A 25955-nucleotide genomic window follows, 5' to 3' on the forward strand; every position below is an offset into this window, starting at 1 on the left:
GCTGCCAGATAAACTCACAGTCCAGTGTAGGGGGCCAAGCTTCCGCCAAGCTGACAAAGCGCTAAGTGTTTGATCTTACACAAACTATTCCCCCGGGCGGCGGCCGCCCCATCGTGGCGTTTTGACCACCATGTGTGTTGGCAACAATGCCAAAAACACCCGCTTGGACAGCCTGTTAAGCGTTTCGAAAATACAACAGGAAGTCCGTTTTGCCCCGCTTTCGACCAAGACAAGTACCCGTAATCGACCAATCCAGCGTGATTGCGGCGGCCAGACATTAAGGTTCAGCTCATCCGAGTGGCGCAGCTTGCGCACTCGAAGGCTAGTTGGGATGTTCATACGATTCACTTTTAAAGGAATAACAAATGAAAAAATCTTTAGTGGCTCTGGCACTCCTCGGCGCATTCGCCGGTGCGCAGGCACAATCGTCCGTGACGATCTACGGCACCCTCGACGCGGGTGTGAGCAAGAAGACCGGCACCACCGCCGCCATCGGCAAGCGCGACAACAACAAGCTCGGCTTCAAGGGCGTCGAGGACCTGGGCAACGGCCTGAAGGCCCTGTTCCAACTGGAAATCCGCTACGAGCCGGACACCGGCACGCTGGAAAGCGGCACCCGTCCGCTGTTCCAGGGCCAGAGCCGGGTCGGCCTGCAGGGCGGCTTCGGTACCGTGCGCCTGGGCCGCGGCCTGACCGCCTTCCAAGAGTCGATCACCGCCTTCGAACCATGGAACGGCCTGCCTAGCGTGGCCGGCTTCCAGACCGACCTGCAAGTGGCCGGCTACGCCACCGCCTTCGGCTCCGGTTCCGACCCGCTCGGCCCTGCCGGCAACTCGGGCAACCGCATGTCGAACGCCCTGTTCTACAACACCCCTGTCTTCAGCGGCTTCCAGCTGAACGCCACCCTCGGCACCAAGGAAAACGGCGGCAGCGCCAGCGCCATCCAGGGCCGCAACCCGGTCGGCACCCCGGCCCAGTACCTGGTCGGTTCCGACGCCAGCGCCAACCCGTACTCGCTGTCGGGCACCTACAACAACGGTCCGTTCGCCGCCATGGCCGCCTACGAGCGCAACGCGGTCGAGACCAAGGTCTGGTCGGTGGCCGCCTCGGTGGTGCCGGTGACCGGCCTGAAACTGATGGCCTCCTACCAGAAGCAGGACCAGGAACACACCAAGCCGGTCAACGGCGAGACCAAGTCCTGGGTGATCGGCGCCAACTACACCACCGGCCCGGGCAAGATCCTCGCCGGTTATGGCCAGAAGACCCCGGACGGCGTGATCAAGACCAAGGAAATCTCGCTCGGCTACGAGTACAACCTGTCGGCCCGCAGCTACGTCTACATCGAAGCGTCGAACCGCAAGCAGCCGGCCGCCGGCTCGACCACGGTCGACACCTCGGTCAACTTCTACGGTCTCGGCATCCACCACAACTTCTAAGCCACAGCGGCCACGCGATGGCATGAGGACAAGCGGACATGGGCGACCATGTCCGCTTTTTTTTGCGCGTTTGGTCGCGCCGCCGCCACCGCGCGCCGGCGTGGTCGGATAGGACGCACTTTGTTTGAATCCGATGGAATTGTGTTTTTTTCGCAACCTTGGCGCCGCCGGCTGTTTGGCGTTCTGTACAAGCCGGGGGAAGGATGTCATATTCGATATGCGCCGAATTAGTACGGACGTTCGCTTTTAAAGAAAACAGATAAAACTGGAGACAGCATGAATACAAAAATCCTCGCAGGTGTCATCGCGGCGTGTTTCGCCGCCCCGGCCTTCGCGCAATCGAGCGTGGTGATCTACGGCATCGCCGACGCCGGCCTGATGTACGTCAACAACGGCGGCAACGACGCCCGTACCAAGCTGGTCAGCGGCATCGCCGACGGCTCCCGCCTGGGCTTCAAGGGCACCGAGGATATCGGCGGCGGCTACAAGGCCATCTTCAACCTCGAGGCGCGGGTCGAGCTCGACAACGGCAAGCAACAGGCCGGCAACCTGTCGACCAACCAGGGCTTCGCGCTGACCAAGGGCCTGGCCTTCACCGTGCCGGCCGCCGCCGGCGGACCGGCCATGGCGGCCAAGCTGCTGGCCGGCGTGCAGGGCGCGCTGCAACCGAATCCCAACGTCAACATCAACGGCGCGCTGTTCGACCGCACCTCGATGGTCGGCCTGGTCACCCCGGTCGGCGCCGTGCTGCTGGGCCGCATGTACACGCCGGGCTACGAGGTGTTCAACAACGCCGACGTGTTCGAGTCGGGCACGGCGGCCGGCTGGGGCGGCATCGTCGGCGGCACCGGCGGCCTGCTCACGGCCGGCATCGCGATCCGCTCCGACAAGGCGCTGCAGTACCGCGCCGAACTGCCCAACGGCATCGGCGTGTCGCTGTTGTACGGCACCGAGAAGTCCGGCTACGTCGGCATGGACAAGCGCTCCTGGGGCGCCAACCTGCGCTACCGCGGCAACGGCTGGGACCTGGGCGCGGCGCACAACTACGGCACCGACCAGGTCGGCGCGCGCGGCCTGGTGACCACCACCGTCGGCGGCTCCTACGCGGTCGACAACTGGAAGCTGTTCGCCGGCTACCACCAGCAGAAGAACGAGAACTCGGTGATCATCCGCTTCGCCGCCGACACGCTGGCGCCGACCTTCGCCAACTTCGGCCCGGCGCTCGGCCCGGTGCTGGCCGGCCAGCTCAACACCGCGCTGCGGCGCACCTTCTACCTCGACGCGGCCAGCTACCAGCTGGGCTTCCACTACCGCGTCGGCGCCGGCCGCGTGATGGCCTCGGTGGTGCGGCAGAACGACAAGGGACCGTCCAACAGCGACGCCACCCAGTTCGGCCTGGGCTACGACTACAACCTGTCGAAGCGCACCGACATCTACTCGATCGTCGCCTACATCAAGAACCAGAACGACGGCCAGTACGCCATCGGCGCGGCCAGCGCCTCGGGCGGCTTCACCGCCCGCCCGGGCATGGCGAGCAAGGGCGTGCAGATCGGCATGCGCCACCGCTTCTAGACGGCGGCAAACCGGCCGGCGCAGCCGCGCCGGCCGCCCATTCGACGCCCGCGGGCGTCGTTTTTATTTCCGCGGCGGGGCGCGCGCGGTTAGCAGTTCGGCCGCGCTCAGGTAAAATGCCTGTTGCCGGCCCTCCCCTTTTGTATTTTTTCACACGACACGCTCAATGACCGCTCCACTGGACTCCCACATCGTCGCCCAATACCTGACCGAACATCCGCAATTTTTCGAGGAGCACGCCGGCCTGCTGGGCGACATCAAGCTGTCCAGCCCGGTGACCGGGCGCACCCTGTCGCTGCAGGAGCGGCAGATGGAAGTGATGCGCGAGAAGTACCGGGCGCTCGAGCTGCGCATGGCCGACCTGCGCCGCCTGGCCAGCGAGAACGAGGCGATCGCCAACAAGTTCCACCTGTGGACCCGGGTCCTGCTCGAGGCCGAGGACGTCGGCTCGCTGCCGCACGCCGTCGTCGACGGCCTGAAGAACAGCTTCGACGTGCCCCAGGTCACCCTGCGCATCTGGAACACCGACCCGCTGTACGCCGGCGAGTGGTTCGTCGCCGGCGTCTCCGACGACGCCCGCCTGTTCGCCAGCGGCCTGCAGGCGCCCTACTGCGGCAACAACAACGACTTCGAGGCGGTGCGCTGGCTGGCCGAGCCGGGCGCCGTCAGCTCGACCGTGATGATCCCGCTGCGCAAGCCGGGCAGCAAGGGCGCCGCCTTCGGCCTGCTGGTGCTCGGCTCGGCCGACCCGGCCCGCTTCACCGCGCTGATGGCCACCGACTTCCTGGTCCACATCGGCCAGACCAGCAGCACCGCGCTGGCGCCGCTGCTGGCCTAGTCCACCCTCCCCGCACACCGCCGCCATGGACGCCGCGCCCGGCAAGCAGGAACCGATCGCCGCCTACCTGCTGCAGCTGGCGACCCAGCGCAAGCTGTCCAGGCACACCCTGGCCGCCTACGGCCGCGACCTGCGCGAGCTGGCCGCCCTGAGCGGCGACACCGCCTGGGCCGCGCTGGGCCAGGCCGAGATCCGCCGGCTGGCCGCCAAACTGCACGGGCGCGAACTGGAGCCGCGCTCGATCGCCCGCAAGCTGTCGAGCTGGCGCGGCTTCTTCGACTGGCTGGGGCGCCACGGCGCGCTGGCCGCCAATCCGGTCGACGGCGTGCGCGCGCCCAAGCGCGCCAAAACGCTGCCGCGCGCGCTGTCGGTCGACGACGCCGTGCACCTGGTGGCGGCGCCGGCCCGGCCGCGCGCCGGCGCCGCCGCCGAGCCGGCCGCGCTGTGCGACCAGGCCATGTTCGAGCTGTTGTATTCGAGCGGCCTGCGGGTCGCCGAGCTGTGCGGCCTGGACCTGCAGCACCGCAAGGCCGACGCCGCCGGCCCGGCCTCGTTGGGCTGGCTGGACCGCGACGGCGCCGAGGTGGTGGTCACCGGCAAGGGCGACAAGATGCGCCGCGTGCCGGTCGGCGCCGCCGCGCTGGCCGCGCTGGCCGCCTGGATCGCCGTGCGGCCGGCGCCGGCCGACGGCTCGGCGGCGCTGTTCCTCAACCAGCGCGGCTTGCGCGTCTCGCCGCGCGTGGTGCAGCTGCGCCTGCAGGCCCACGCCGTGGCCAGCGGCGCGCCGGTGCACGTCCACCCGCACATGCTGCGCCACTCCTTCGCCTCGCACCTGCTGCAATCGTCGGGCGACCTGCGCGCCGTGCAGGACATGCTGGGCCACGCCAGCATCAGCTCGACCCAGGTCTACACGGCGCTCGACTTCCAGCACCTGGCCCAGGTCTACGACCAGGCCCATCCGCGCGCCAAGATCAAATAGGCGGCAAACAAGGGCGGGCCGCGGCGGCGCCGCTTGACCCCGCTCAAACGGGCGATTTGCAACCGTTTGTGAAATTCCGGCATAATCGACCGGATTCGGCCTCGGCGCGCGCCAGCGGCCGCCGCCGCCCTCTCACCTGTATCGGCAAGCACATGGCATTGATTCCAACCACCATCCTGACCGGCTTCCTCGGCGCCGGCAAGACCACCCTGCTCAACCGCATCCTGCAAGAGCCGCATGGCATGCGCATCGCCGTCATCGAGAACGAGTTCGGCCAGGAAAACATCGACAACGAGATCCTGCTCAAGGACAGCAACGAGCAGATCGTCGAGATGAACAACGGCTGCATCTGCTGCACCGTGCGCGGCGACTTGATCGTCGCGCTGACCGGGCTGGCGCGCCGCCGCGCCGCCGGCGAGCTGCAGTTCGACCGCGTCGTCATCGAGACCACCGGCCTGGCCAACCCCGGCCCGGTGGCGCAGACCTTCTTCGTCGACGAGGAGGTGGGCAGCTACTATATGCTCGACGCCGTGCTCACCGTGGTCGACGCGCGCCACGCCATGGCCCAGCTCGACGAGCACGAGGAGGCCCAGCGCCAGGTCGGTTTCGCCGACCGCCTGCTGCTGTCGAAGACCGACCTGGTCGACGCCGACACGCTGGCCGCGCTGACCCGCCGCCTGAAACGCATCAACCCGCGCGCGCCGATCGGCCGGGCCGACTTCGGCCGCACGCCGCTGAACGAGGTGCTCGACCTGCGCGGCTTCAACCTGAACGAGAAGCTGGAGCTGGACCCGGACTTCCTCGCCACCGAGGCCGCCCAGGTGCACGACCACGAGCACCCGCACGCGCACGAACATGCGCACGAACACGGCCACGAGGGCCACGACCACGCCCCCGGCGAGCCTTGCGACCACCCCGCCCACAACCACCACCACGCCGGCCACAGCGACGAGATCGCCGCCTTCGTCTTCAAGAGCAGCCGGCCGTTCGACAGCGCCCGCCTCGACGAGTTCCTCGGCGGCCTGGTGCAGGTCTACGGTCCGCGCATGCTGCGCTACAAGGGCGTGCTGCTGATGCAAGGCGCCGAGCGCAAGGTGGTGTTCCAGGGCGTGCACCAGCTGATGGGCAGCGACCTGGGCGCCAAATGGGGCGAAAGCGAGGAGCGTGGCAGCAAAATGGTGTTTATTGGTAAAAATCTACCGAAAGACATCTTTATTCGCGGTTTGGAACAGTGTTTGGTATAAACTATCCGGGTTTTGCGGGGCCCCGCCCCATTCGCACCGGCAGGATCGCTTTGCCCGCCGCCGCATATTTCCGGCGCGACAACAAATCGAGATGGCAATATGCGGCAAAGCGTGCCAAAATCAGCCAGGCTAACGGCGCGCCCATCGGCGGCCGACGCCCTGCCTGATCCGGCCGCACGGCGGCAACGACGGCGACGCGGACCGCGACGCGCGCAAGCGCCAACCGAGGCCGGCAGCGGCCGGTCCCCCATGTCAGCCAGCACGGGCGGGCGCCAGTGGCGCCCACCAGGACGAAACGAAAAAAGTTGCCAAAGAAGTAAGTGGAGGAACATCCGGCAAGCTCGGCAGTGCCAAAGCGGATACCGGTACAGTGGACGGCACAGCGCCGCGCCGCTGATCAATTTGAAAACTCTGTCGTATCGAAGGTAAGCGAAGTGATGACTAAAACTAATAAATCGACCCCCGCCGGCACCGACCACGTCCTGACCGAAGAAGAAATTCTCAAGATGGACGAGAAGGACTACATGAACCCGGCGCAAATGGCTTTCTTCAAGGCGAAGCTGCAAACCCTTGAAAAAGAATTGTTGAAGAACGCCGGCGAGACCACCGAGCATCTGCGCGAAACCGTGCTGGTGCCGGACCCGGCCGACCGCGCCACGATCGAGGAAGAGCACGCACTGGAACTGCGCACCCGCGACCGTGAACGCAAACTGTTGAAAAAAGTGCAGCAATCGATCGCCGCCATCGACGCCAACGACTACGGCTGGTGCGAAGAGACCGGCGAGCCGATCGGCATCCCGCGCCTGATCGCCCGTCCGACCGCGACGCTGTCGCTGGAGGCGCAGCAGCGCCGCGAACTGAAGCAAAAGCTGTACGGCGACTAAGCAGCCCGCCCCGGCCACACAAGAAAAGCACGCGACCCCGGTCGGCGTGCTTTTTTTTCGTGCGGGAGAAAGCGCCCTTGGGCTACACTGGAAGCGCGGCGCTCCCGCCCGCGCAACGACGGGGAAAGACTTGGGCTTGTTCTCGCTCTTCAAGAAAAACGCCAGGCCGGCGGCCGGCGCCGCCAAGGCCGAGGCCGAGGCCGAGCCCGACGCCCGCCTGGCCGCCGACAGCGAGGCGCTGCGGCACAACAGCCAGGCGCTGCAGCGCGACATCGCCCGCGCCACGGCGATGAAGATCGACGCCATCGAGTCGGCCATGGAGCTCGACATCTTCGCCGAGGCCGACGCCGAGCCGGCCTGGCGCGGCCGGCCGCGGCCGGCCGCCGGCGCCGCCAACGGCTGCGCCGGGGCCGGCGACGGCGCCACCCTGCCCCTGCTCGAGCAGCACAGCACCGCGCTGCTGGGCGGCGCCGAGCTGCCGGCCGCGCCGCCGCACAGCGCGCCGGTGGTCGAGGAGAGCGCCATCCTGTACGCCAACGGCCAGGCCGAGCTGGCCGAGCAGATGCTGCAGGCCAGCCTGGCGGCGCAGGCCGGCGCCGAGCCGGGCCAGCGCGACCGCACCGTCTGGTGGCTGCTGTTCGACCTGTACCAGCTGGGCGGCCGCCAGGAGCGCTTCGACGACCTGTCGATCGACTACGCCAGCGTGTTCGAGACCTCGCCGCCGGCCTGGCGCGCGGCGGCGCCGGCCGCCGCCTGGGCCGGCGTGGCGCCGGGCGCGGTGCTGGCCGGCCCGCTCGACCAGCGCCTCGCGCCGCAACTGGAGCGGCTGGCCGCGCTGGCCAAGGGCGGCGGCCCGCTGCGCCTCGAGCTGGGCGGGCTGGAGGCGGCCACGGCGGCCGGCTGCGCCCTGCTGCTGCCGGCCCTGCGCGCGCTGCAGGCGGGCGGGCGCGAGCTGGTGGTCACCGGCGCCGCCGAGCTGGCCGGCCGGCTGCGCGCCCCGCTGCGGGTCGGCCAGCGCGACGACGGCGCCGCGCCCTGGTTGCTGCTGCTCGAACTGCTGCAGCTGCTGGGCCGCGAAAAGGACTTCGAGGAGTGCGCCATGGACTACTGCGTCACCTTCGAGGTGTCGCCGCCGTCCTACGCGGCGGCGCCCAAGGTGGCCACCGCCGCGCCCCAACCCAGCGCCGCCGCCGCCGAGCGCTTCGTGCTGCCGGCCCTGGTCGGCGGCGCCGATGCCGCCGCCCTGCTGGCGGCCGTGCGCGGCTACGCCGAGGGCCGTGGCGGCCTGGTGTTCGACTGTTCGCGCCTGGCGCGCATCGAGTTCGGCGCCGCCCACCAGTTGGTGGCGGCGCTGCAGGCGCTGGCGGCGGCCGGCAAGAAGCTCGAGCTGCGCGATCTGAACCACCCGGTGGCGGCGCTGCTGCGCCTGCTCGGCTGCGCCGACATCGCCAAGATCTACCCGCACCGCTATTGAGCCATCGGCTTGTTGGTTTTTCGACACGACGGCGGCGCACGCCTTGCAATCGCCGCCGGCAACCCCAAATCGGTCTGATCGGCAGCAATCCGTTTTCTCTGAGAGGCAACTATGGAACAATTTCACGGCACCACCATCCTCTGCGTGCGGCGCGGCAAGCAAGTGGCGCTGGGCGGCGACGGCCAGGTGACGCTGGGCAACATCGTCATGAAGGGCACGGCGCGCAAGGTGCGCAAGCTGTACCAGGGCAAGGTGCTGGTCGGCTTCGCCGGCGGCACGGCCGACGCCTTCACCCTGCTCGACCGCTTCGAGGGCAAGCTGGAGAAGCACCAGGGCAACCTGCTGCGCGCCTCGGTCGAGCTGGCCAAGGACTGGCGCACCGACCGCGTGTTGCGCCGCCTCGAGGCGATGTTGCTGGTGGCCGACAGCGAGTCGACCCTGGTGATCACCGGCAACGGCGACGTGCTCGAGCCGGAGGACGGCGTCGGCGCCATCGGCTCGGGCGGCAGCTACGCCCAGTCGGCCGCCATCGCGCTGGCGCAGAACACGGAACTGGCGCCGGCCGACATCGTCAAAAAATCGTTGACCATCGCCGGCCAGCTGTGCATCTACACCAATATGTCGCACATCATCGAAACGCTGGACTGAGCGCCCCGACCACAACCCATTTTGCAGGCAGCCCCATGAACATGACACCGTTGGAAATCGTCGCCGAACTCGACAAACACGTGGTCGGCCAAGCCAAGGCCAAGCGCGCCGTCGCCATCGCCCTGCGCAACCGCTGGCGCCGCCAGCAGGTGGCCGAGCCGCTGCGCCACGAGATCACACCGAAGAACATCCTGATGATCGGCCCCACCGGGGTCGGCAAGACCGAGATCGCGCGCCGCCTGGCCAAGCTGGCCGACGCCCCCTTCATCAAGATCGAGGCGACCAAGTTCACCGAGGTCGGCTATGTCGGCCGCGACGTCGACACCATCATCCGCGACCTGATCGACATCGGCGTCAAGCAGACCCGCTCGGCCGAGCTGGCCAAGGTGCGGCTGCGCGCCGAGGACGCCGCCGAGGACCGCGTCATCGACATCCTGCTGCCGCCGGCGCGCGACTTCGGCTTCAACACCGCCGCCGCGGCCGGCGAGCCGGCGCCCGGCGAGACGACCCGGCAAACCTTCCGCAAGCGCCTGCGCCAGGGCGAGCTGGACGACAAGGAGATCGAGCTCGAGCTGGCCGACGCCGGCCCGCAGATGGAGATCATGGCGCCGCCCGGCATGGAGGAGATGACCGAACAGATCAAGACCATGTTCTCCGGCATCGGCGGCGGCCGCAAGAAGTCGCGCAAGCTGAAGATCAAGGAGGCCATGAAGTTCCTCGTCGAGGAGGAGGCGGCCAAGCTGATCAACGAGGACGAGATGAAGCAGAAGGCGATCCAGAACGTCGAGCAGAACGGCATCGTCTTCCTCGACGAGATCGACAAGATCGCCTCGCGCTCCGAGGTGGGCGGCGCCGACGTCTCGCGCGCCGGCGTGCAGCGCGACCTGCTGCCGCTGGTCGAGGGCACCACCGTCAACACCAAGTACGGCATGATCCGCACCGACCACATCCTGTTCATCGCCTCCGGCGCCTTCCACCTGGCCAAGCCGTCCGACCTGATCCCCGAGCTGCAGGGCCGCTTCCCCATCCGCGTCGAGCTCGAGTCGCTGGCCATCGCCGACTTCGAGCGCATCCTGACCAGCACCGACGCCTGCCTGACCAAGCAGTACGAGGCCCTGCTGGCCACCGAGGACGTGACCGTGGCGTTCACCCCGGAGGGCATCACCCGGCTCGCCGAGATCGCCTTCTCGGTCAACGAGCGCACCGAGAACATCGGCGCGCGCCGGCTCTACACGGTGATGGAGAAGCTGCTCGAGGAGGTCTCCTTCGCCGCCAGCGAGACCAGCGGCAAGGTGGTCAGCATCGACGCCGCCTATGTCAACGAGCGGCTCGACGCGCTGGCGGTCAACGAAGACCTGTCGCGCTACGTCTTGTAAGGGGGGAGCGGCATGGCCAACAAGGCACTGGCGACGCGGCAGAAGATGCAGTTCCGCGTCGAACCCTCGCAAAAGCCGCGCAACCCGGTGGCCATCGCCGCCAAGGCGCGCGCCGGCGGCGCCGGGCCGCACGCCAAGCCGCCGGGCAGCACCCGCCAGGCCGCCAAGCGGGCGCTGGCCAAGGCCGGCCTGACGCCGGAGGACGAGGGCTAGGGGCCGGGGGCCGGCCACAACGCAACAAGCGCGCCGATGGCGCGCTTGTTGCGTTGCGGGGGACCTTCAGCGGGCGCCGGGTATGGCGCCCGCTCTCAGGTGATGGTGGGGCCGGCGCCTAGAAGTGGTAGGCGGCGCCGACCGAGAAGGTGTTCAGCTTGCTGCTATCGGCCTTGCCGAACTTGACCGGCAGGTAGTTCCAGTCGGCCTTCAGCGACCAGTTCTTGTCCAGCGCGTAGGCCACGCCCAGGCCGGCCGTCAGCGCGAACTGGTTCTTCACGTCGCTGCCGACGCTGGTGTTGGGCGCGTAGTTCAAATAGTTGACCTTGCCGCGCTGGTAGACCACGCCGAGGCGGGTGGTGAGGGCCCACTCCTCGCTCAGCTTGATCGAGCCGGCGCTGGCGACGCCGACGCCGACCAGCTTGCCCTCGCCCTGCTGCAGCACGCCGCTGCCGTTCTTGAAGGCGCCGGTGGCGGTGCCGCCGTTGTAGACGCTCAGCTCGACCGCGTGGGTGGTGTCCTTGCCGAGCAGCTGGCCGCTGGCCAGGGTGTAGCCGGCGTACAGCTTGCCGCTGCGGTTGGCGTTCTTGTCGCAGGCGTTGCCGGCCAGGCAGTCCAGGCTGTAGTGGTTGCGCAGGCCGATGTCGACGCCGACATAGCCGGGCGACAGATCGGCGGCGCCGACGGCGCCGGTGGCGAGCAGTGCGGCGCCGGCGATCAGGCCGGCGGACAAGCGGATGGACATCGAAGACATTGTATTTTTCCCTAGTGGTGAGCGTTTTTCCGGTAGAGGTCGCTTCATCGGCGACGTCGGAGCGGAGTGTCGCCCATTTCTGCCGGGGGTACTAATTGATTGTGCCGAGACGCATAATTCTGTACATTAGGTAGCGGGTGACGATACCTTTTTGCATTTTTACCAAGGAGCCGAATGAGTTCACCGGAAATGTTGCTGCAGGTGCTGCGCAGCCAGTTGCGCGCCGCCGGCATGACCTACAAGCTGCTCGCCGAGCGCATCGCCATGAGCGAGTCCAGCGTCAAGCGCATGTTCGGCCAGCAGGACATGACCTTGTCGCGGCTGGCGCAGATCTGCAAGGCGGCCGGCCTCGCGCTGGAGGACGTGCTGCGCGCGGCGGCCGACGCCACGCCGCACGCCGACACGCTCACCCTGCCGCAGGAGAAGTCGCTGGTGGCCAAGCCGCACCTGCTGTTGATGGCCACCTGCTGCCTGGGCCACTGGAGCCTGGAGCAGGTGTTGGAGACCTATACGCTGAGCGAGCCGGAGGCGATCCTGCTGCTCAGCGAGTTGGACCGGCTCGGCCTGATCGAACTCAAGCCGCTGAACCGCTACAGCCTGCGCGTGTCGAACGCCTTCCGCTGGCTGGCCGACGGCCCGGTGCAGCAGTTCTTCCGCCAGCACGTGGTCAGCGACTACTTCGGCGGCAACTTCGACGGCGCCGGCGAGGCCCTGCTGTTCCTGCCGGCGCGGCTGTCGCAGCCCAGCGCGCGCGAGCTGGTGGCGAAGATCCAGCAACTGGCCGCCGAGCTGGCGCGGCTGCACCAGAACGACCGCCGCCTGGCGCCGGCCGAGCGCGACGGCTTCAGCCTGCTGGTCGGCTTCCGCTCATGGGAGTTCGCCGCCTTCACCGCGCTGCGCCGCGCGCCGCCTCACCAGATCGGGCCGAGGAACAGGTAGGCGGTGCCGCCGGCGCCCTTGGTGCTGCCGGCGCCGATGTAGAGCGGGCCGAAGCGGGTGTCGACGGTGACGAAGGCGCTGCCGGCCTGCTTCATGCTGGTCCAGCGCAGCGGCTGCTCGCCGCCCCAGCCGCCGCCGATCTCGGCGGAAAAGCCCAGCCGCACCACGCCGCCCAGCGCCGCCGGCATGGCGCCGATCTCGCGCGCGAAGACCACCCGCCCCAGCATCAGGCTGTTGCCGTCGATCGACAGCGGCGCCGTGCCGGACAGGCGCAGGAAGCCGCCCAGGCTGTTGGGCGCGTTGCCGTTGGCGCTGCGCGACCACTCGCCGTAGACGTGGCCGGCCCAGCGCCCGGTGTGGAAGGCCTTCAGCGTCTGTAGGCTCAGCTCGTTCTTCGGCAGCGCCTGGGCGCCGCTGGTGTTGGCGTCGCTGCTGCGCTGCCAGTTCAGGCTGACCAGCGTGCCCCGGCTGGGAAAGGCGATCGAGTCCAGCGTGTCGACATTGAAGCTCAGGCTCTGCACGTCCTGCTGCACGCGCTCGTGGCCGGCCGCGCCGATGTCGGGCACGGTGATGCCGACGTTGCCGTTGAGGCGGGACGCGCCGAAGCGCAGGTCGCCCCAGTTGCCCAGCTGGCGGCCGAAGGCCAGGCCGACGTTGTTGTAGTTGACGCCGGCCCGCGAGATGCGCCGGCCCTTGTCGAACAGGTCGACCGAGTAGGCGCCGTACTCGGCCGACGGCGCCAGATACCACTGCGAGCCGGCCCCCAGCGGCTGCCAGAACTGCAGGCCGAGGCGGCGCCTGGTGCCGATCTCGGCGTAGCTGCGCAGCTCGGCGCCCCAGTCGTTGAGCGAACTGCGCACGTGCATCACCTTCAGCGCGAAGCTGTTGTTGTCGGAGAAGTCGCTGGCCAGCTCGAGGCCGACGCGCAGGCGGTTGCGCGCCCATTCGGCCTCGATCGGGCGGATCAGCACGCTGCGGCCGCCGTCCTGGTCGACCACGTCGGTCTCGACCCGCGCCAGGTCGCCGCGGCCGAACAGCGAGGCGCCGGCCCGTTGCGCCTGCTCGATGGTGATCGGCATGCCCAGCACCAGGCCGGTCTCCACCTCCAGCGCCGTCGGGTTGATGCGCCGGCCCGGCTCGATGGTCAGGCTGACCAGCGGCAGCGGCTTGTCCTCCGGCGCCGGCGCGGCCAGGCGCTGCTGCTCGTAGGCGGCGTACTGCGCCTCGGGCAGCGCCAGCTGCAGCAGGCGCGCGCTCATCTCGCGCGCCGCCGCCTCGCCGGCGCGCATGGCGCGGTCGTGCCGCTCGAAGTCGAGGAAGCCGATGCCGTTCAGGTCGGGCGCGATCAGCACGTCATTGGCGGCGAGCTCCTTGAGCGAGCGCTGCACGTTCTGCTCGGTGAGGATCTGCAGCATCTGCTGCGCCACGCCGATCGCGCTGCCCAGCTCCTTCTCCGGCGCCAGCGGGGTGCCGACGTTGACGGCGATGATGACGTCGGCGCCCATGGCGCGCGCCACGTCGATCGGCAGGTTGCGCACCAGGCCGCCGTCGACCAGCAGGCGCTCCTTGACCCGCACCGGGGCGAACACGCCGGGCACCGCCAGCGAGGCGCGCATGGTGAGGAACAGCGGCGTGTCGTCCAGGTTGACCAGGCTGCCGGTGAGCAGGTCCGAGGCCACCGAGCGGAACGGCAGTTGCAGGCGGTTGACCGGCTTGTCGCGGGCGCCGGCCGGCAGCACGCCGCTCAGCGCGATCTCCAGCGCGGCGTTGCCGGCGGCGGCCGGCGGCAGCGACACGCCGGCCATGCTGGCGCTGAACTCGATGCGCGAGGGCAGCATGGTGTCCTCCTCGCGGCGGCGGTAGGCCAGCTGGTCGCGCGGCGGCCGGTCGGCGATCACGCCGACCCAGTCGGTGCGCCGCACCAGTTGTTCAAGCTGCTCGACCGAGCTGCCGGCGGCGTAGGCGCCGCCGACCACGCTGCCCATGCTGGTGCCGACCACGAAGTCGACCGGCACGCGCAACTCCTGCAGCACGCGCAGCACGCCGATGTGGGCGAAGCCGCGCGCGCCGCCGCCCGACAGCACCAGCGCCACCTTGGGCCGCAGGCGCGGCGCGTAGGCCGGGTCGGCGGCGGGTATGGCGGCGTTGGCGGCGGTGGCGGTGGCGGTGGCGGTGGCGGTGGCGGCGGCGTTGGCGGTGGCGTTGGCGGCGGCGGGCGCCTTGGTCGCATTGTTTGTGGCGGCTCCGGCGGCGGCGCCGACGGCGCACAACAACAGCAGCAGCGCGCGCGCCGGACGGATCAGGAAAGGAATCGGAATGGACTTCATGCGGCGGGCTCGCTAGGTTGCACGGATGGGGCGGCTGCCCAGGGCGCGCTGGGCGCGCAAGGCAGGCGGCGCGCGCGGCGGCACATGGCGCGCGCGGCTCGATTGCGGCGGGGCTGGCGACGGTCGGTCAAGGTCGCGCGCTGGCGGATCGCCGCCTACTGGCGGTCGGGCGGGCCCAGCGTGGTGGGCGAGGCGCTCATGCGTGGCGGCGGCGATGGCGGCGGGTTGACGCCGCCGACGTTGTCGGCCGCGCCGGGCTGGCCGCCCTGCGCCGGCAGCGGCGAGGCCGGCACGCCGGCGCCGGCCCCGCCGTCGCTGGCCAGCTCGATGCGCTTGATCACGCCGCCCTCGGACAGCAGCACGTGCTTGGCGTGGATCTCCTTGACGACGACGCCGGGCGCCACCTCGCGCCCCACCGCCAGCGCCTCGGCGGGCTTGCCGTCGACCGCCAGGATGGCAGCGCTGCCACGGCCGTCGGCGGCCGCCACCACGCCCTTGAGCTGGTAGTTGCTAACGGTGGCCAGCGCCACCTGGCCGCCGAACAGGCCGCGCGCGGCCTCCGGCGCCGGGCCGGCGGCGACCTGGGCGGGCGGCGCGGCGATCGTCCGCTGCGGCGGCTTGAACCATTGCAGCGCCCAGTAGGCCAGCGAGGCCGACAGGGCGGCCAGCGCCAGCACGGTGCAGAAGAGGGGGAGTCGTTTCATCGTTCGGGCTTTCCTTGCTAGCGCACCAGCTGGTTGATTTCAATGATAGGCATCAGCACCGCCAGCACGATCAGCAGCACCACCACGCCCATCGCCAGGATCAGCGCCGGCTCGAGCAGGCCGGCGATGGTCAGCGTGCGCCGCTCGAGGTCCTGCTCCTGCGCGCTGGCGGCGCGGTCGAGCATGGCCGGCAGCTCGCCGGTGATCTCGCCGGCGCGGATCATGTGGATCAGCATCGGCGGAAAATGCTTTTGTTCGGACAGGGCGCGCGCCAGGCTGACGCCCTCGCGCACGTTGTCGCTGGCGTCGTCGACCAGGCGCTGCAGGGCGACGTTGGACAGCGTGTCGCGGCTGGTCTGCAGGGCGCGCAGGATCGGCACGCCGGAGCCGGTGGTGATGGCCAGGGTGCTGGCGAAGCGCGCCGTGTTCAGGCTGCGCTCGAACTTGCCGTACAGCGGAGCCGTCAACAGCCAGGTGTGCCAGCGCAGCTTGAGCGCCGGGTCGGTCAGGGCGCGGCGCCAGCCGAACCAGGCCGCCACCAGCAGCACCAGCGCCAGCAGGCCGTAGCTGCGCACGAAGTCGGACACGGCCAGCATCAGCGTGGTCAGCAGCGGCAGCTTCTGCTTGGTGTTGGCGAACACCGAGACGATCTGCGGCACCACGTAGGTGAGCAGGAAGATGACGATGGAGAAGGCCACCACGGTGACGATGGCCGGATAGGTGAAGGCCAGCTTGACCTTCTGCACCAGCGCGTTGCGCCGTTCGATGTAGTCGGCCAGGCGCGACAGCACGCGCGACAAGTGGCCGATCTGCTCGCCCGAGGCGACCAGCGCGCGGTAGATCTCGGCGAAGTCGCGCGGGTGGCGCGACAGCACGTCCGACAGGGCGGCGCCGCCGATCACCTCGGAGCGCACCGAGGCGATCAGGTCGCGCACATACGGCCGTTCGGCCTGTTCCAGCAGGGCCGAAAAGGCCTGCTCGAGCGGCAGGCCGGCCTCCAGCAGGCTGGCCAGCTGGCGCGTGAACAGCGCCAGCTCGGTGGTCGACAGGCGCTCGCCGAAGGCGCGGCTCTTGGCCACGCCGGCGGCGTCGAGCTGGGCGGCGATGGCGTCGACCTTGAGCGGCAGCAGGCCCTGGCCGCGCAGCTCGGCGCGCGCGGCGCGCGCGCTGTCGGCGTTGAGCACGCCCTTCTTGGTGGCGCCGCCGTCGTCGACGGCCTCGTAGCGGAATGCGGGCATGGTGGTCGGCCTAGTCTTTGGTCACGCGCAGCATCTCGGCCGGCGTGGTGGTGCCGTCGCGCAGCCAGCGTTCGCCGTCCTCGCGCATGGTGCGCATGCCGCCGCGCACGGCGGCCGCCTTGACCTCGGCCTCGGAGGCGCGGTTGTGGATCTGCGCGCGGATCTGTTCGGTGGTCTCGAGCAGCTCGTAGACGCCGACCCGGCCCTGGTAGCCGGTGTGGCCGCAGTGCTCGCAGCCAACCGCCTGCCAGTGCGTGCCGTCGAAGGTTTTACAAGAGCCGCACAGCTTGCGCACCAGGCGCTGCGCCAGCACGCCGAGCAGCGAGGACGACAGCAGGAACGGTTCGATGCCCATGTCGAGCAGGCGGGTGACGGCGGCGGCGGCGTCGTTGGTGTGCAGCGTGGCCAGCACCAGGTGGCCGGTGAGCGAGGCCTGCACGGCGATCTGCGCCGTCTCCAGGTCGCGGATCTCGCCGATCATGATGACGTCCGGGTCCTGCCGCAAAATGGCGCGCAGCGCCTTGGCGAACGTCATGTCGATGCGGGCGTTGACCTGGGTCTGGCCGACGCCGGCCAGGTCGTACTCGATCGGGTCCTCCACCGTCATGATGTTGGTGGTGGTCGCGTTGAGCAGCGACAGCGCGGCGTACAGCGTGGTGGTCTTGCCCGAGCCGGTCGGCCCGGTGACCAGCACGATGCCGTGCGGCTGCTTGATCAGGCGGTCGAACTGCGGCAGCATGTCGGCGCCCATGCCGAGGTGTTGCAGGTCGAGCCGGCCGGCCTCCTTGTCGAGCAGGCGCAGCACGGCGCGCTCGCCGTGGCCGGTCGGCAGGGTCGAGACGCGCACGTCGACCGGCTTGCCGCCGATGCGCAGGGTGATGCGGCCGTCCTGCGGCAGGCGCTTCTCGGCGATGTCCAACTGGGCCATGATCTTGATGCGCGAGATCAGCGAGCCGTGGATCGCCTTGCGCGGGCGCACCACGTCGCGCAGGCTGCCGTCGACGCGGAAGCGCACCACCGAGGTCTGCTCGAACGGTTCGATGTGGATGTCCGAGGCGCCGTCGCGCAGCGCCTGGGTCAGCAGGGCGTTGATCATGCGGATCACCGGCGCGTCGTCGGACGACTCGAGCAGGTCCTCGATGGCCGGCACGTCCTGCAGCAGCTTGGTCAGGTCGAGGTCGGCGTCGAACTCGTCGGCCACCTGCGAGGCGTTGCCGCCGGCGCCGGCGTAGGCGGCGGCGATGGCCTCGTCGAGCTCGGCGCGCGGCACGCTCTTCAGCATGACGCGGCCGAAGCGGCGCGACGCCTCGGCGATGGCGGCCGGCTTGGTGGCGCCGCAGACGCGCAGCTCGACCGTGTGCTCGGCCTGGTCGCTGGGCTGGGCCAGCAGCAGGAAGTCGCGCGCGAAGGCGAAGGGCAGCAGCTGGCTCATTGCGCTGGCTTGCTGCCGTTAGGGACGGCGCCTGGCACCTGGCTTGGCGCCGGCCGCGGCGCCACCGGTGGCAGCGGCGCCATGGCGCCGCCCTGCGGCTGGCCGTTCAGCAGCGCCGGCAGCACCGGCTGGCCGAAGTCGTTGACCAGGATGCTGTCGGCCGGCTTGATGGCCTGCTCGGCGCTGCGCATGAACTCGTAGCGGTCGGTGGCCAGGCTGTTGCTCTGCTCCTTGGTGCGGATCACCACCGGGCGCAGGAACATCATCAGGTTGGTCTTCTTGCGGGTGCGCGACTGGTACTTGAACAGGTTGCCGAGGATGGGGATGTCGGCCAGGCCGCGCACCTTGTCGGTGCCGTCGCCGGTGCTGTCCTCGATCAGGCCGCCGAGCACGATGATCTGGCCGTCGTCGGCGATCACGTTGTTCTCGATGACGCGGTTGTTCAGCGTGATGCCGGCCGGCGCCGTCAGGGACGACTTGTCGACGCTGGAGGTCTCGTGGTAGATCGCCATCTTGATCGTGCCGCCCTCGGAGATCTGCGGCCGCACCTTCAGCGTCAGGCCGACCTCCTTGCGGTCGATGGTCTGGAAGGGGTTGGTGTTGTTGCCCGAGGAGCTGGTGAACTGGCCGGTCAGGATCGGCACGTTCTGGCCCACCTTGATGGTGGCCAGCTCGTTGTCGAGGGTGATCATGTTCGGCGTCGACAGGATGTTGGCGTTGCCGTCGGTCTCCAGCGAGTGCGCCAGCGCGCCCAGGCCGAGCTGGCCGGCGACCTGCTTGAACACGCCGATCGACAGGCCGGCGCCGGGCAGCGTCGGCTTGCCGCTGTTGATGGTGCTGGCGATGGTGGCGAGGTTGTTGTTGCCCGAGGTGAAGGACTGCAGGCCGCCGATGCGGTAGGGGCTGTTCTCGGTGCCGCTGGCGCCGACCCACTGCACGCCGAACTCGGAGGCGCGGTCGGCCGTCACCTCGACGATCAAGGACTCGATGTAGACCTGGGCGCGGCGCACGTCGAGCTGGTCGATCACGGCGCGCAGGTTGCGGTAGACCGATTCCGGCGCGGTGATGATCAGCGTGTTGGTCGAGGCGTCGGCCTGGATGAAGCCGGCGCCGCCGGCGGTGGCGCCCTGCTGGCCGGTGGCGCTGTTGCTCAGCGCCGGGTTGGTCGAGCCGGTGCTGCCGCCCTGGCCGGCGGCCTGGTTGGTGCCGCTTTGGTTGCTGCCCGTGCCGCTGCCGCTGGCGCCGCCGCTCTGGCTGGCGCCGGCGCCGCTCTCGCCGCTGGTCACCGCGCGCAGCGTGGCGGCCAGCTTGGTGGCGTCGGCGTTCTTCAGGTAGACCACGTGGACGTTGCCCAGCTGGGCGGTGGGCTGGTCCAGCTTGGCGATCAGCGACTTGGCCAGGTTGGCCCGCGCCGCCGACGGCGCGCGCAGCACCAGCGAATTGGTGCGCGAGTCGGCCAGCACGCTGACCCGGCCGCTGTCGGCGCTGCCGCCGGCGGCGCCCGGCTCCATCAGCTTGTTGACCATGCTGGCCAGGTCGCTGGCGATGGCGTAGCGCACCGGGATCACGTCGAGGTCGGTGGCGGCCGGCGCGTCGAGCGCGGCGATGATCTTGGCCAGGCGCTTGAGGTTGTCGGCGTAGTCGGTGATCACCAGCGAGTTGTTGCCCGGGTTGGCGTTGATGGTGTTGTTGGGCGAGATCAGCGGACGCAACACCGTCACCAGGTTGGCCGACGACTCGTAGTTGAGGTGGAACACCTGGCTGACGATCTGGTCGCCCTTGGGCGCCACGGCGCCGGCGCCGATCACCGTCGGTCCCGACTGCAGCTTGGCGTCGGCCTCCGGCACCACCTTGGCGTAGCCGTCGCCGCTGACCACCGCGTAACCCTGCAGGCGCAACGCCGAGGTCAGCAGGCTGAAGGCCTGCGACTTGCTCACGCTCTTCTCCGACACCACCGTCAGCGTGCCCTTGACGCGCGGGTCGATGACGAAGGTGATGTTGGTGTAGTGGCCGACCGCCTTGATCACCGACTCGATGTCGGCAGCGACGAAGTTGAGGGCCGCCTCGTCGCTGGCGGCGGCGCGCGCGGCCATCGGCGCAAGCGCCGCGCTGGCCGCGACCACGCCGCAGCACAGCAGGGCGGCGGCGCTCAGGCGGCGCAGGACGGGAAGGTGGAGGGTGTTGGCGGACTGTTTTTTCATTATCTGAACTCTAACGCGATGATGTTTTTGGCGCTGTTGGCACGGCGCTGACCAAGTAAATTCAACAAATTGGCCAACGTCTCTTCATATCCTGTTGCTGCTTCGGCCTGTCCGGAGAACTGGAAGCGGCCGTGATCCAAACTGCCGGTGCCGCTCAACAGCAGCGGCCCCTTGTGCGAACTGAGCGTCAGCCGGGCCTGCTGGCCGTGCCAGTCGAGCGCCAGGGCGTAGCTGCCCAGCGGCCGGATCGGCGACAGGCGCGAGGCCATGTCGCTCATCTCCAGCGTGGTGCGGCCCTCGACGGCGACCGTGTTCTGCTCCAGCGCCAGCGCCAGCGCCAGCGTGGTCCACTCCAGGCGCATGGTGCCGCTGGGCGCCACCGTGTTCAGCGGCGCGCCGAGGCCGGCCAGGCCCTCGGCCGGCAGCAGCAGCGCCGACGGGCTGAGCTGCCAGCGCGACCAGCCGCCGCGGAAGTCGACCGGCTGGGCCAGCGCGTCCGGGTTTTCCAAGCGCAGGTCGACCGTGCCGAGCAGCGCCAGCGGCGACAGGCGCCAGACGAAGCGGCCCGGCAGCAGCGGCGTGACCGGGCCCTTGCCGCCGGCGGCGCCGCCGACGAAGGCCGAGCCGCGCCACAGCGTACCCTGCGCGTCCCCCAGCGTCAAACGGCCGCCGGTCTGGCGCTCGACCAGCGCGCCCAGCCAGCTGGCGGGGAAGCAGAACAGCAGCGTGGCCGCCGCGCTGAGCACGACGATCAGCAACCATAGCACGGCGCGCTTCACCGGCCGCCCCGCTCGCCGGCCGGCGCGCCCTGCCCGCGCGCGCGGCGCGACGGCGTCGGCTCGAACGGGACGGGCACGGCGCTCGTTTTGGCGATCGTTTTGGCGATCGTTGTGGCGCTCGGTTGGGCGCTCATTTGGGCGAACTTTGGAGCGATCATTTGGCGCCGCCCTGGCGCAGCGTCAGCACCGCGTCGACCGTGCCGGCCGGCGACTGCGCGCTGACGCTGGCCTCCTGCACGGCGACGCGGCTGTCGGCGCGCAGCGCCTCCAGCCAGGCCATCAGGTTGGCGAACTGCACGCCGTTCAACTGCAGCTTGGCGTAGTCGCCGGTCAGGCTGATCGACTGCGCCGTCAGGCTGCGCGCGGCCAGGCTGGTGGCCAGGGTCTCGCGTGTCAGCGGCGCCGGCGCCACCTGGTTCTGTCCCTTCAACTGGTCCGCCTCGAGGGCCAGCGCCTGCAGCTCGGCGGCCTGCTGGCGTAGCAGCGGCAGCTCGCGCTGCAGCTTGACGCGGCCGTCCAAGGCCGGGGCCAGCAGCAGCGCGTAGCCCAGCGCCAGCGCCAGCACGGCGCCGCCGACGCCGAGGAAGCGGCGCTCCTGTTCGCTGCGGGCCTGCCAGAAGGCGGCCCCGGCGGCCTGGTAGGCCTGCATGGCTTGCTTCAGTTTGTTCATGATTTTCTCCCGCCGCCGAGGCGGATCTGCCAGGTGCCGGGCGCCGCCTCGGACAACTCCAGCTGGCGCGTCGCCAGCGCCGCCTTCAACTGGGCCAGCGCGGCGCCGTCGACGGTGTTGGGTTTGACTTTGACCTGCAGCGCGTGTTCGCGGTAGTCGAGCGAGGCGACGAAGTCCTTGCCGGCCAGGCCGGCGGCGGCCTCGCCAAAGGCGGCGCACAGGGCCAGGAACTCGTCGGGCGCGGCGGCGCCACCGTCGACGCGGGCCGCCGCGATGTTCTTGCGCATCTGCGCGGCCGGGTCGAGGATCACCGTCTCCTTCGGATAGGCGGCCTTGAAGGTTTGCAGCATGGCCTGCTTGACGCCGTCGGCCTCGCGCCGCAGGCGCAACCACTCGGCGTTCAGGCCGACCACGTTGACCAGCAGCGCCAGCACGGCCAGCCGCAGCGGCCAGCGCCAGCGTTGCCACTGGCGCGCGCTGGCGCTGGCCGCGCCCAGGCCCTGCGCCAGGTCCGGCGCCGCCGTTTTGGCGGCGGCCACCCAGTGCGCCCAATGGTCTTCCAGCAGGGCGATGCCGGCCAGCTCGGGCGCGGCCAGCAGCGGCTGCCAGGCGGCGTGCATGGCCGGCGCCAGGTACAGGCTGACCGGGGCGTCGCCGGCCAAGGCGCGCAGCGTGTGCAGCGCGTCCTGCGGCTCGGCACCGAGCGCCAGGCCCAGGCCTTCGTATTGCGACTGGCGCAGGGTCAGCTCCAGGCCCTTGTCGCCGGGGTTCAGCGCGGCCGACACGCTGCCCGGCTGGAACGGCAGGCACAACTGCGCCGGCAGCGCGCTGACGCTGTGCGCGCCCTGCGCCAGCAGCGCCTTGACCAGCACCTCCAGCCAGGCGCGCTGCACCACCGCCACGGTGCGCATGCCGCTGTTGTCGGCCGCCGGGGCGGCGGCCAGCACGCAGTCGGCCGGGTCGCCCAGCACCTGCTCTTCGACCAGGTTGGGCAGCGCCGCCTTCAGCCGCGCCGCCGACAGCGGCGGCACCTTGACGCGCAACAGCGTCACGTCGGAGGCGGCCAGCAGCAGCACCACGCGGCGCGCCGAGGCGACCAGGTCGGCCAGGTTGCCCAGCGCGGCGGCGCCCTGCTGCAGCAGGTTGCCGCCGTCGCCCACCAGCGCGAACGGGCAGGACTGGGCCGCGCCGTGCTCGATGCTGGCCTTGGCCGGATAGCGGATATATAAGGTTGTCACAGGGTCTCGCTTTCGTTCATCGCCATCTCAGTATTCGCGTATCCACAACACGTCGGTCTTCAGCAGGCCGGGCTGGCGCCAGATCAGCGCCTCGGCGTCCAGCGCGGCGCGGTCCAGCCGCACCCGGCTGCGCACCAGGAAGTAGTCGCTCTTGAAGTCGGTCGTCACGCCGGCCGGCACGTCGCGCCCGCCCAGCAAGGCCTTGAAGCTGCCTTTGTCCTTGAACGCCGCCCGCTTGCGGGCATTGACCAGCGCGGTCGCCTCGGCCAGCGAAAAATTCGGTATCAGCGCGGCGATCACCTCGGCCGGCGCGGTGTTCAGATTGATCACGGTCTGCGCCGGCAGCACCACCACCAGGTCGCGCAGCCGCTCCACCGTCTGCGGCGTGAAGCCCGGCACCGCCAGCAGATCCTCGACCCGCAGCGGCGCCATGGTCTCCCTGCCGCCGCCCGCCGGCGTACTCGTCAAGGCCGGCGACTGGCCGGCCGCCACCTCGTCGGCCACCGCCTGCGCCAGCGCGGGGTTGAGCTGCAGGTTCTGCAGCAAACGGGCGAACACGGCGACCTGGGCCGGATTGGCCTGCTTCTTGTCCGCCAGGTTGGCGAGATTGTAACGCGACTGGGCGTCGATGATCTGGCCCGACAGGGTGGCGTCGTACTTTTCGCCGTCGACCCGCTCGCGCTCGACGTAATCGTCGAGCCGCGTCTCGGCCAGCGGCGTGGCCCAGACGTCCTGGTCCCAGGTGTAGCCGCCGTGGTCCTGGCCGTCCTGGCGCAGGATCAGCCGGGTCCAGTCCAGCGCGCCGCGCAAGATCCATTTGGTTTGCAGGTGCAAGCGCTGGTTCTCCATCGAGCGCACTTGCACCTGCTGCTGCCAGAACAGGCTGGCGACGATGGTCACCGCCAGCGTGGTCAGCAGCAGCGCCGTGATGACGGCCACGCCGCGCTGGCGCGCCGGGCGCGGCGTCCGCCGGGGCGCGCTCATAGGCCCCCCAGCAGGAAGCTCTTGACCATGCCGGTCTGCTGGCCCGCCAACACCAGCGTCACCTCCAGGCTGGTCGGGCCGGTGTTGACCAGCGGGACCGGCGCGGTCTGCTGGGCGCCGGTGCTGGTCGATTGCCAGCCGCCGTTCTGCCACAGCCGCAGCGTGATGCCGGCCACCGCCGTTTGCAGCGTCACCGCCGGCGCCGGCTCGGCGTCGCCCAGTGCGGCCTGCCACAAAGCGTCCAGCTCGGTCAGCTCGCGCGTGCCGTTCGACTCGCGCCGCGTCAGCACGCCGTCCTTGACGCGGTAGGACACCACTTGCAGGCGCGACGGCTCGTTCTCGGCCAGCACGGTGCGCACCAGGGTCAGGCGGTCGTTCTGCGCCAGCAGGTTGGCGCGGTTGCGCAGCAGGACGGCGTCGGCCAGGTGCTCGCCGTCGCTCTGCATCTGGGCGAAGGTCAGCTGCATGCCGCGGGTCTGCTCCATCTGCGCGGTCAGCGCCTGGCGCGAGCGGATGATGCCGTCCAGGCCGCGCCAGCCCAGCACGGCGACGATGGCCAGGATGGAGATCGCCACCAGCAGTTCGACCAGCGTGAAGCCGGCCCGGCGCGGCAATGTGCGCATGGCCGGCCTCATTGGTTCAGCACCAGTTGCACCAGCTTGATGATGCGGCGCTCGGGTTGGGCCTGGTCGTACACGCTGACCTCGACCCGGCGCAGGCGCGGGTTGGGGCTGACGATGACCTCCTGCTCGCAGACCAGCTGCATGTCGCCCTGCGGGCAGGCGAAGCTCTGCTTGCCCACCGCCGGGAACACCTTGTCGAGGCGGATCTGCACCAGCCGGTTCTCGGCCGACCAGGTGGCCATCATGGCGGCGCGCAGGCCGTCGCTGTTCTGCGTCAGGCTGCCGACGGCGCGCAGCGAGGCGCCCAACGCGGTGCCGACGATGACCAGCGCCACCAGCACTTCGAGCAGGGTGAAGCCGCGCGCGCGGCGGCCGGACGGATGGGGGTGAACTCGCATATCAGTCGACGCTGAAGTGGCCGACGCCGTCGGCGCGGATAGCCACGCTGCCCTTGTCGCCGGCCAGGGTCAGCACGAAGGGCTTGTCGACCGGCTCGCGGCCGAAGGTAATGCGCAGCGGCGCGCCGGGCAGGCCGCTGGGCGGGTCGAGCAGCAGGTTGAGCGGGCCGTGCTTGAAGCTGCGCTCGCGCAGCAGGTCGTCCTGCGCCGGCTGCCACCGCTGCTCGTTGCGGATCAGGAAGCGGTAGCGCTCCGGCTCGGCCTCGAAGGCGATCAGGCGGTTGCGCACGATGGCCTCGTCACGCGCCAGTTGCAGCAGCAGCGCGATGCGTTGCGCCTCCTGCTGCAGCGACTGCTGCTGGCTGGGCAGCGCGTTGAGCGAGACCAGCCCCAGCGTGACGCCGAAGATGACCATCACGACCAGCAGCTCGATCAGCGTGAAGGCCCGCTGGCGGCCGTTGCGAAGGCCGGTGCGCATGGTGGACAGGTTCCGCTCGACGGCGCGGGGGGCTTAGATGTCCCAGGAGCCGATGTCGGCGTCGTCGCCGCTGCCGCCCGGCTGGCCGTCGGCGCCCAGCGAGAACACGTCGACCTCGCCTTTGACGCCAGGCGAGAGGAACTGGTAGGGGTAGCCCCACGGGTCCTTCGGCATCTTCTCCAAATAGCCGCCGGCCTTCCAGCCGTTGGCCGCCGGGCCGGTGCTCGGCTTGCTCAGCAGCGCCTGCAGGCCCTGCTCGGTGGTCGGATAGCGCTGGTTGTCCAGCTTGTAGAGCTTGAGCGCCTGCATGACGGTCGAGATGTCGACCTTGGCGGCGGCGATCTTCGACTCGCCCGTGCGGCTGAGCAGCTTGGGCACCACCAACGCGGCCAGCACGCCCATGATGACCACCACCACCATGATTTCGATCAGCGTAAAGCCGCGCGCGACACGACGTGGAATAGACAGTTTTTTCATAGGAGGGGCGGCAATGATGATTGAATTGAAATGAGGGGAGAGTATAAGG

General features: G+C 69.7%; 26 protein-coding genes. 11 read left to right on the top strand and 15 right to left on the bottom strand.

Features of this window, described 5'->3' with window-relative positions; translation table 11 throughout:
* Nucleotides 1-365: 365 nt before the first annotated feature.
* The 10 genes from BM252_RS06535 to BM252_RS06580 all read left to right on the top strand — a co-directional run bounded on the left by BM252_RS06535 (nt 366) and on the right by BM252_RS06580 (nt 10664).
* Entirely contained in the window at nt 366-1436 is a 1071-nt protein-coding gene (locus BM252_RS06535) for a porin (RefSeq protein WP_093385297.1), read from the top strand.
* Between the two features lie 276 nt (nt 1437-1712).
* On the top strand, nt 1713-3008 hold the full coding sequence (locus tag BM252_RS06540) for a porin (RefSeq protein ID WP_093385300.1): 1296 nt from the start codon (nt 1713-1715) through the stop codon (nt 3006-3008).
* A gap of 166 nt (nt 3009-3174) precedes the next feature.
* A complete protein-coding gene (locus BM252_RS06545; protein ID WP_093385302.1) occupies nt 3175-3846 on the top strand; it encodes a DUF484 family protein in 672 nt (223 codons plus the stop codon).
* A 25-nt stretch (nt 3847-3871) separates the two neighbouring features.
* Nucleotides 3872-4825, top strand: a complete 954-nt coding sequence (locus BM252_RS06550; protein ID WP_093385305.1) for a tyrosine recombinase XerC — start codon at nt 3872-3874, stop codon at nt 4823-4825.
* Nucleotides 4826-4977: 152 nt separating this feature from the next.
* A complete protein-coding gene (locus BM252_RS06555; RefSeq protein ID WP_093385308.1) occupies nt 4978-6069 on the top strand; it encodes a CobW family GTP-binding protein in 1092 nt (363 codons plus the stop codon).
* Nucleotides 6070-6506: 437 nt separating this feature from the next.
* On the top strand, nt 6507-6953 hold the full coding sequence (dksA, locus tag BM252_RS06560; protein ID WP_093385310.1) for an RNA polymerase-binding protein DksA: 447 nt from the start codon (nt 6507-6509) through the stop codon (nt 6951-6953).
* Nucleotides 6954-7089: 136 nt separating this feature from the next.
* Entirely contained in the window at nt 7090-8427 is a 1338-nt protein-coding gene (locus BM252_RS06565; RefSeq protein WP_245774129.1) for an STAS domain-containing protein, read from the top strand.
* A gap of 111 nt (nt 8428-8538) precedes the next feature.
* Nucleotides 8539-9075: an ATP-dependent protease subunit HslV gene (gene hslV, locus BM252_RS06570; RefSeq protein WP_093385315.1), complete on the top strand. Its 537-nt coding sequence runs from the start codon at nt 8539-8541 to the stop codon at nt 9073-9075.
* Between the two features lie 35 nt (nt 9076-9110).
* Complete coding sequence (hslU, locus tag BM252_RS06575; RefSeq protein WP_174900440.1) at nt 9111-10451, top strand: ATP-dependent protease ATPase subunit HslU; 1341 nt, start codon at nt 9111-9113, stop codon at nt 10449-10451.
* Between the two features lie 12 nt (nt 10452-10463).
* Entirely contained in the window at nt 10464-10664 is a 201-nt protein-coding gene (locus BM252_RS06580) for a hypothetical protein (protein WP_093385318.1), read from the top strand.
* A gap of 118 nt (nt 10665-10782) precedes the next feature.
* On the opposite strand, the gene BM252_RS06585 is transcribed toward BM252_RS06580, so the two are convergent.
* On the bottom strand, nt 10783-11418 hold the full coding sequence (locus BM252_RS06585; protein WP_174900441.1) for an outer membrane protein: 636 nt from the start codon (nt 11416-11418) through the stop codon (nt 10783-10785).
* A 174-nt stretch (nt 11419-11592) separates the two neighbouring features.
* Between BM252_RS06585 and BM252_RS06590 the strand changes: the two genes are divergently transcribed.
* Entirely contained in the window at nt 11593-12357 is a 765-nt protein-coding gene (locus BM252_RS06590) for a helix-turn-helix domain-containing protein (RefSeq protein WP_245774130.1), read from the top strand.
* On the opposite strand, the gene BM252_RS06595 is transcribed toward BM252_RS06590, so the two are convergent.
* The 14 genes from BM252_RS06595 to gspG form a co-directional block, all read right to left on the bottom strand.
* Nucleotides 12330-14684, bottom strand: coding sequence for a patatin-like phospholipase family protein (locus BM252_RS06595; RefSeq protein WP_093385327.1), 2355 nt, complete (start codon nt 14682-14684; stop codon nt 12330-12332). The two genes, BM252_RS06590 and BM252_RS06595, sit on opposite strands and share 28 nt — an antisense overlap.
* Nucleotides 14685-14839: 155 nt before the next feature.
* Entirely contained in the window at nt 14840-15388 is a 549-nt protein-coding gene (locus BM252_RS06600; protein WP_093385330.1) for a type II secretion system protein N, read from the bottom strand.
* Nucleotides 15389-15405: 17 nt separating this feature from the next.
* A complete protein-coding gene (gspF, locus tag BM252_RS06605) occupies nt 15406-16626 on the bottom strand; it encodes a type II secretion system inner membrane protein GspF (protein WP_093385332.1) in 1221 nt (406 codons plus the stop codon).
* 10 nt (nt 16627-16636) lie between these two features.
* Entirely contained in the window at nt 16637-18058 is a 1422-nt protein-coding gene (gene gspE, locus BM252_RS06610; protein WP_093385335.1) for a type II secretion system ATPase GspE, read from the bottom strand.
* On the bottom strand, nt 18055-20259 hold the full coding sequence (gene gspD / locus BM252_RS06615) for a type II secretion system secretin GspD (protein WP_093385339.1): 2205 nt from the start codon (nt 20257-20259) through the stop codon (nt 18055-18057). The genes gspE and gspD overlap by 4 nt, the downstream gene beginning before the upstream one ends.
* Nucleotides 20259-21038: a type II secretion system protein N gene (locus tag BM252_RS06620; protein ID WP_093385342.1), complete on the bottom strand. Its 780-nt coding sequence runs from the start codon at nt 21036-21038 to the stop codon at nt 20259-20261. Before BM252_RS06620 ends, gspD begins: the two co-directional genes overlap by 1 nt.
* Entirely contained in the window at nt 21035-21196 is a 162-nt protein-coding gene (locus BM252_RS30890; protein WP_174900442.1) for a hypothetical protein, read from the bottom strand. Before BM252_RS30890 ends, BM252_RS06620 begins: the two co-directional genes overlap by 4 nt.
* Nucleotides 21193-21708, bottom strand: coding sequence for a type II secretion system protein GspM (gene gspM, locus BM252_RS06625; RefSeq protein ID WP_093385344.1), 516 nt, complete (start codon nt 21706-21708; stop codon nt 21193-21195). Before gspM ends, BM252_RS30890 begins: the two co-directional genes overlap by 4 nt.
* Entirely contained in the window at nt 21705-22946 is a 1242-nt protein-coding gene (gene gspL / locus BM252_RS06630) for a type II secretion system protein GspL (protein WP_093385347.1), read from the bottom strand. The genes gspM and gspL overlap by 4 nt, the downstream gene beginning before the upstream one ends.
* Before the next feature lie 27 nt (nt 22947-22973).
* Nucleotides 22974-23930, bottom strand: coding sequence for a type II secretion system minor pseudopilin GspK (gspK, locus tag BM252_RS06635; protein WP_093385350.1), 957 nt, complete (start codon nt 23928-23930; stop codon nt 22974-22976).
* Complete coding sequence (locus BM252_RS06640) at nt 23927-24553, bottom strand: PulJ/GspJ family protein (RefSeq protein ID WP_245774131.1); 627 nt, start codon at nt 24551-24553, stop codon at nt 23927-23929. The genes gspK and BM252_RS06640 overlap by 4 nt, the downstream gene beginning before the upstream one ends.
* An 8-nt stretch (nt 24554-24561) precedes the next feature.
* Nucleotides 24562-24951 (bottom strand): type II secretion system minor pseudopilin GspI, encoded by a 390-nt coding sequence (gene gspI / locus BM252_RS06645; protein ID WP_093385355.1) that lies wholly within the window; start codon nt 24949-24951, stop codon nt 24562-24564.
* A gap of 1 nt (nt 24952) precedes the next feature.
* Complete coding sequence (locus BM252_RS06650) at nt 24953-25429, bottom strand: GspH/FimT family pseudopilin (protein WP_093385357.1); 477 nt, start codon at nt 25427-25429, stop codon at nt 24953-24955.
* Between the two features lie 33 nt (nt 25430-25462).
* Nucleotides 25463-25906, bottom strand: a complete 444-nt coding sequence (gene gspG, locus BM252_RS06655; RefSeq protein WP_093385360.1) for a type II secretion system major pseudopilin GspG — start codon at nt 25904-25906, stop codon at nt 25463-25465.
* Nucleotides 25907-25955 lie beyond the last annotated feature (49 nt).

This window comes from Rugamonas rubra (genome assembly GCF_900114705.1).
Lineage (GTDB): Bacteria > Pseudomonadota > Gammaproteobacteria > Burkholderiales > Burkholderiaceae_D > Rugamonas > Rugamonas rubra.

Bases quoted from the DNA above. Each gene is read 5' to 3' on its own strand.
- gspG (WP_093385360.1), bottom strand. From the start codon at position 25,906: ATGAAAAAACTGTCTATTCCACGTCGTGTCGCGCGCGGCTTTACGCTG.
- BM252_RS06585 (WP_174900441.1), bottom strand. From the start codon at position 11,418: ATGTCTTCGATGTCCATCCGCTTGTCCGCCGGCCTGATCGCCGGCGCC.
- BM252_RS06600 (WP_093385330.1), bottom strand. From the start codon at position 15,388: ATGAAACGACTCCCCCTCTTCTGCACCGTGCTGGCGCTGGCCGCCCTG.
- gspM (WP_093385344.1), bottom strand. From the start codon at position 21,708: ATGAACAAACTGAAGCAAGCCATGCAGGCCTACCAGGCCGCCGGGGCC.
- hslU (WP_174900440.1), top strand. From the start codon at position 9,111: ATGAACATGACACCGTTGGAAATCGTCGCCGAACTCGACAAACACGTG.
- BM252_RS06595 (WP_093385327.1), bottom strand. From the start codon at position 14,684: ATGAAGTCCATTCCGATTCCTTTCCTGATCCGTCCGGCGCGCGCGCTG.
- BM252_RS06555 (WP_093385308.1), top strand. From the start codon at position 4,978: ATGGCATTGATTCCAACCACCATCCTGACCGGCTTCCTCGGCGCCGGC.
- gspI (WP_093385355.1), bottom strand. From the start codon at position 24,951: ATGCGAGTTCACCCCCATCCGTCCGGCCGCCGCGCGCGCGGCTTCACC.
- BM252_RS06580 (WP_093385318.1), top strand. From the start codon at position 10,464: ATGGCCAACAAGGCACTGGCGACGCGGCAGAAGATGCAGTTCCGCGTC.
- BM252_RS06550 (WP_093385305.1), top strand. From the start codon at position 3,872: ATGGACGCCGCGCCCGGCAAGCAGGAACCGATCGCCGCCTACCTGCTG.
- BM252_RS06650 (WP_093385357.1), bottom strand. From the start codon at position 25,429: ATGCGCACCGGCCTTCGCAACGGCCGCCAGCGGGCCTTCACGCTGATC.
- BM252_RS06535 (WP_093385297.1), top strand. From the start codon at position 366: ATGAAAAAATCTTTAGTGGCTCTGGCACTCCTCGGCGCATTCGCCGGT.
- BM252_RS06590 (WP_245774130.1), top strand. From the start codon at position 11,593: ATGAGTTCACCGGAAATGTTGCTGCAGGTGCTGCGCAGCCAGTTGCGC.
- hslV (WP_093385315.1), top strand. From the start codon at position 8,539: ATGGAACAATTTCACGGCACCACCATCCTCTGCGTGCGGCGCGGCAAG.
- gspE (WP_093385335.1), bottom strand. From the start codon at position 18,058: ATGAGCCAGCTGCTGCCCTTCGCCTTCGCGCGCGACTTCCTGCTGCTG.
- BM252_RS06540 (WP_093385300.1), top strand. From the start codon at position 1,713: ATGAATACAAAAATCCTCGCAGGTGTCATCGCGGCGTGTTTCGCCGCC.
- BM252_RS06640 (WP_245774131.1), bottom strand. From the start codon at position 24,553: ATGCGCACATTGCCGCGCCGGGCCGGCTTCACGCTGGTCGAACTGCTG.
- gspF (WP_093385332.1), bottom strand. From the start codon at position 16,626: ATGCCCGCATTCCGCTACGAGGCCGTCGACGACGGCGGCGCCACCAAG.
- gspK (WP_093385350.1), bottom strand. From the start codon at position 23,930: ATGAGCGCGCCCCGGCGGACGCCGCGCCCGGCGCGCCAGCGCGGCGTG.
- dksA (WP_093385310.1), top strand. From the start codon at position 6,507: ATGACTAAAACTAATAAATCGACCCCCGCCGGCACCGACCACGTCCTG.
- gspD (WP_093385339.1), bottom strand. From the start codon at position 20,259: ATGAAAAAACAGTCCGCCAACACCCTCCACCTTCCCGTCCTGCGCCGC.
- BM252_RS30890 (WP_174900442.1), bottom strand. From the start codon at position 21,196: ATGATCGCTCCAAAGTTCGCCCAAATGAGCGCCCAACCGAGCGCCACA.
- BM252_RS06545 (WP_093385302.1), top strand. From the start codon at position 3,175: ATGACCGCTCCACTGGACTCCCACATCGTCGCCCAATACCTGACCGAA.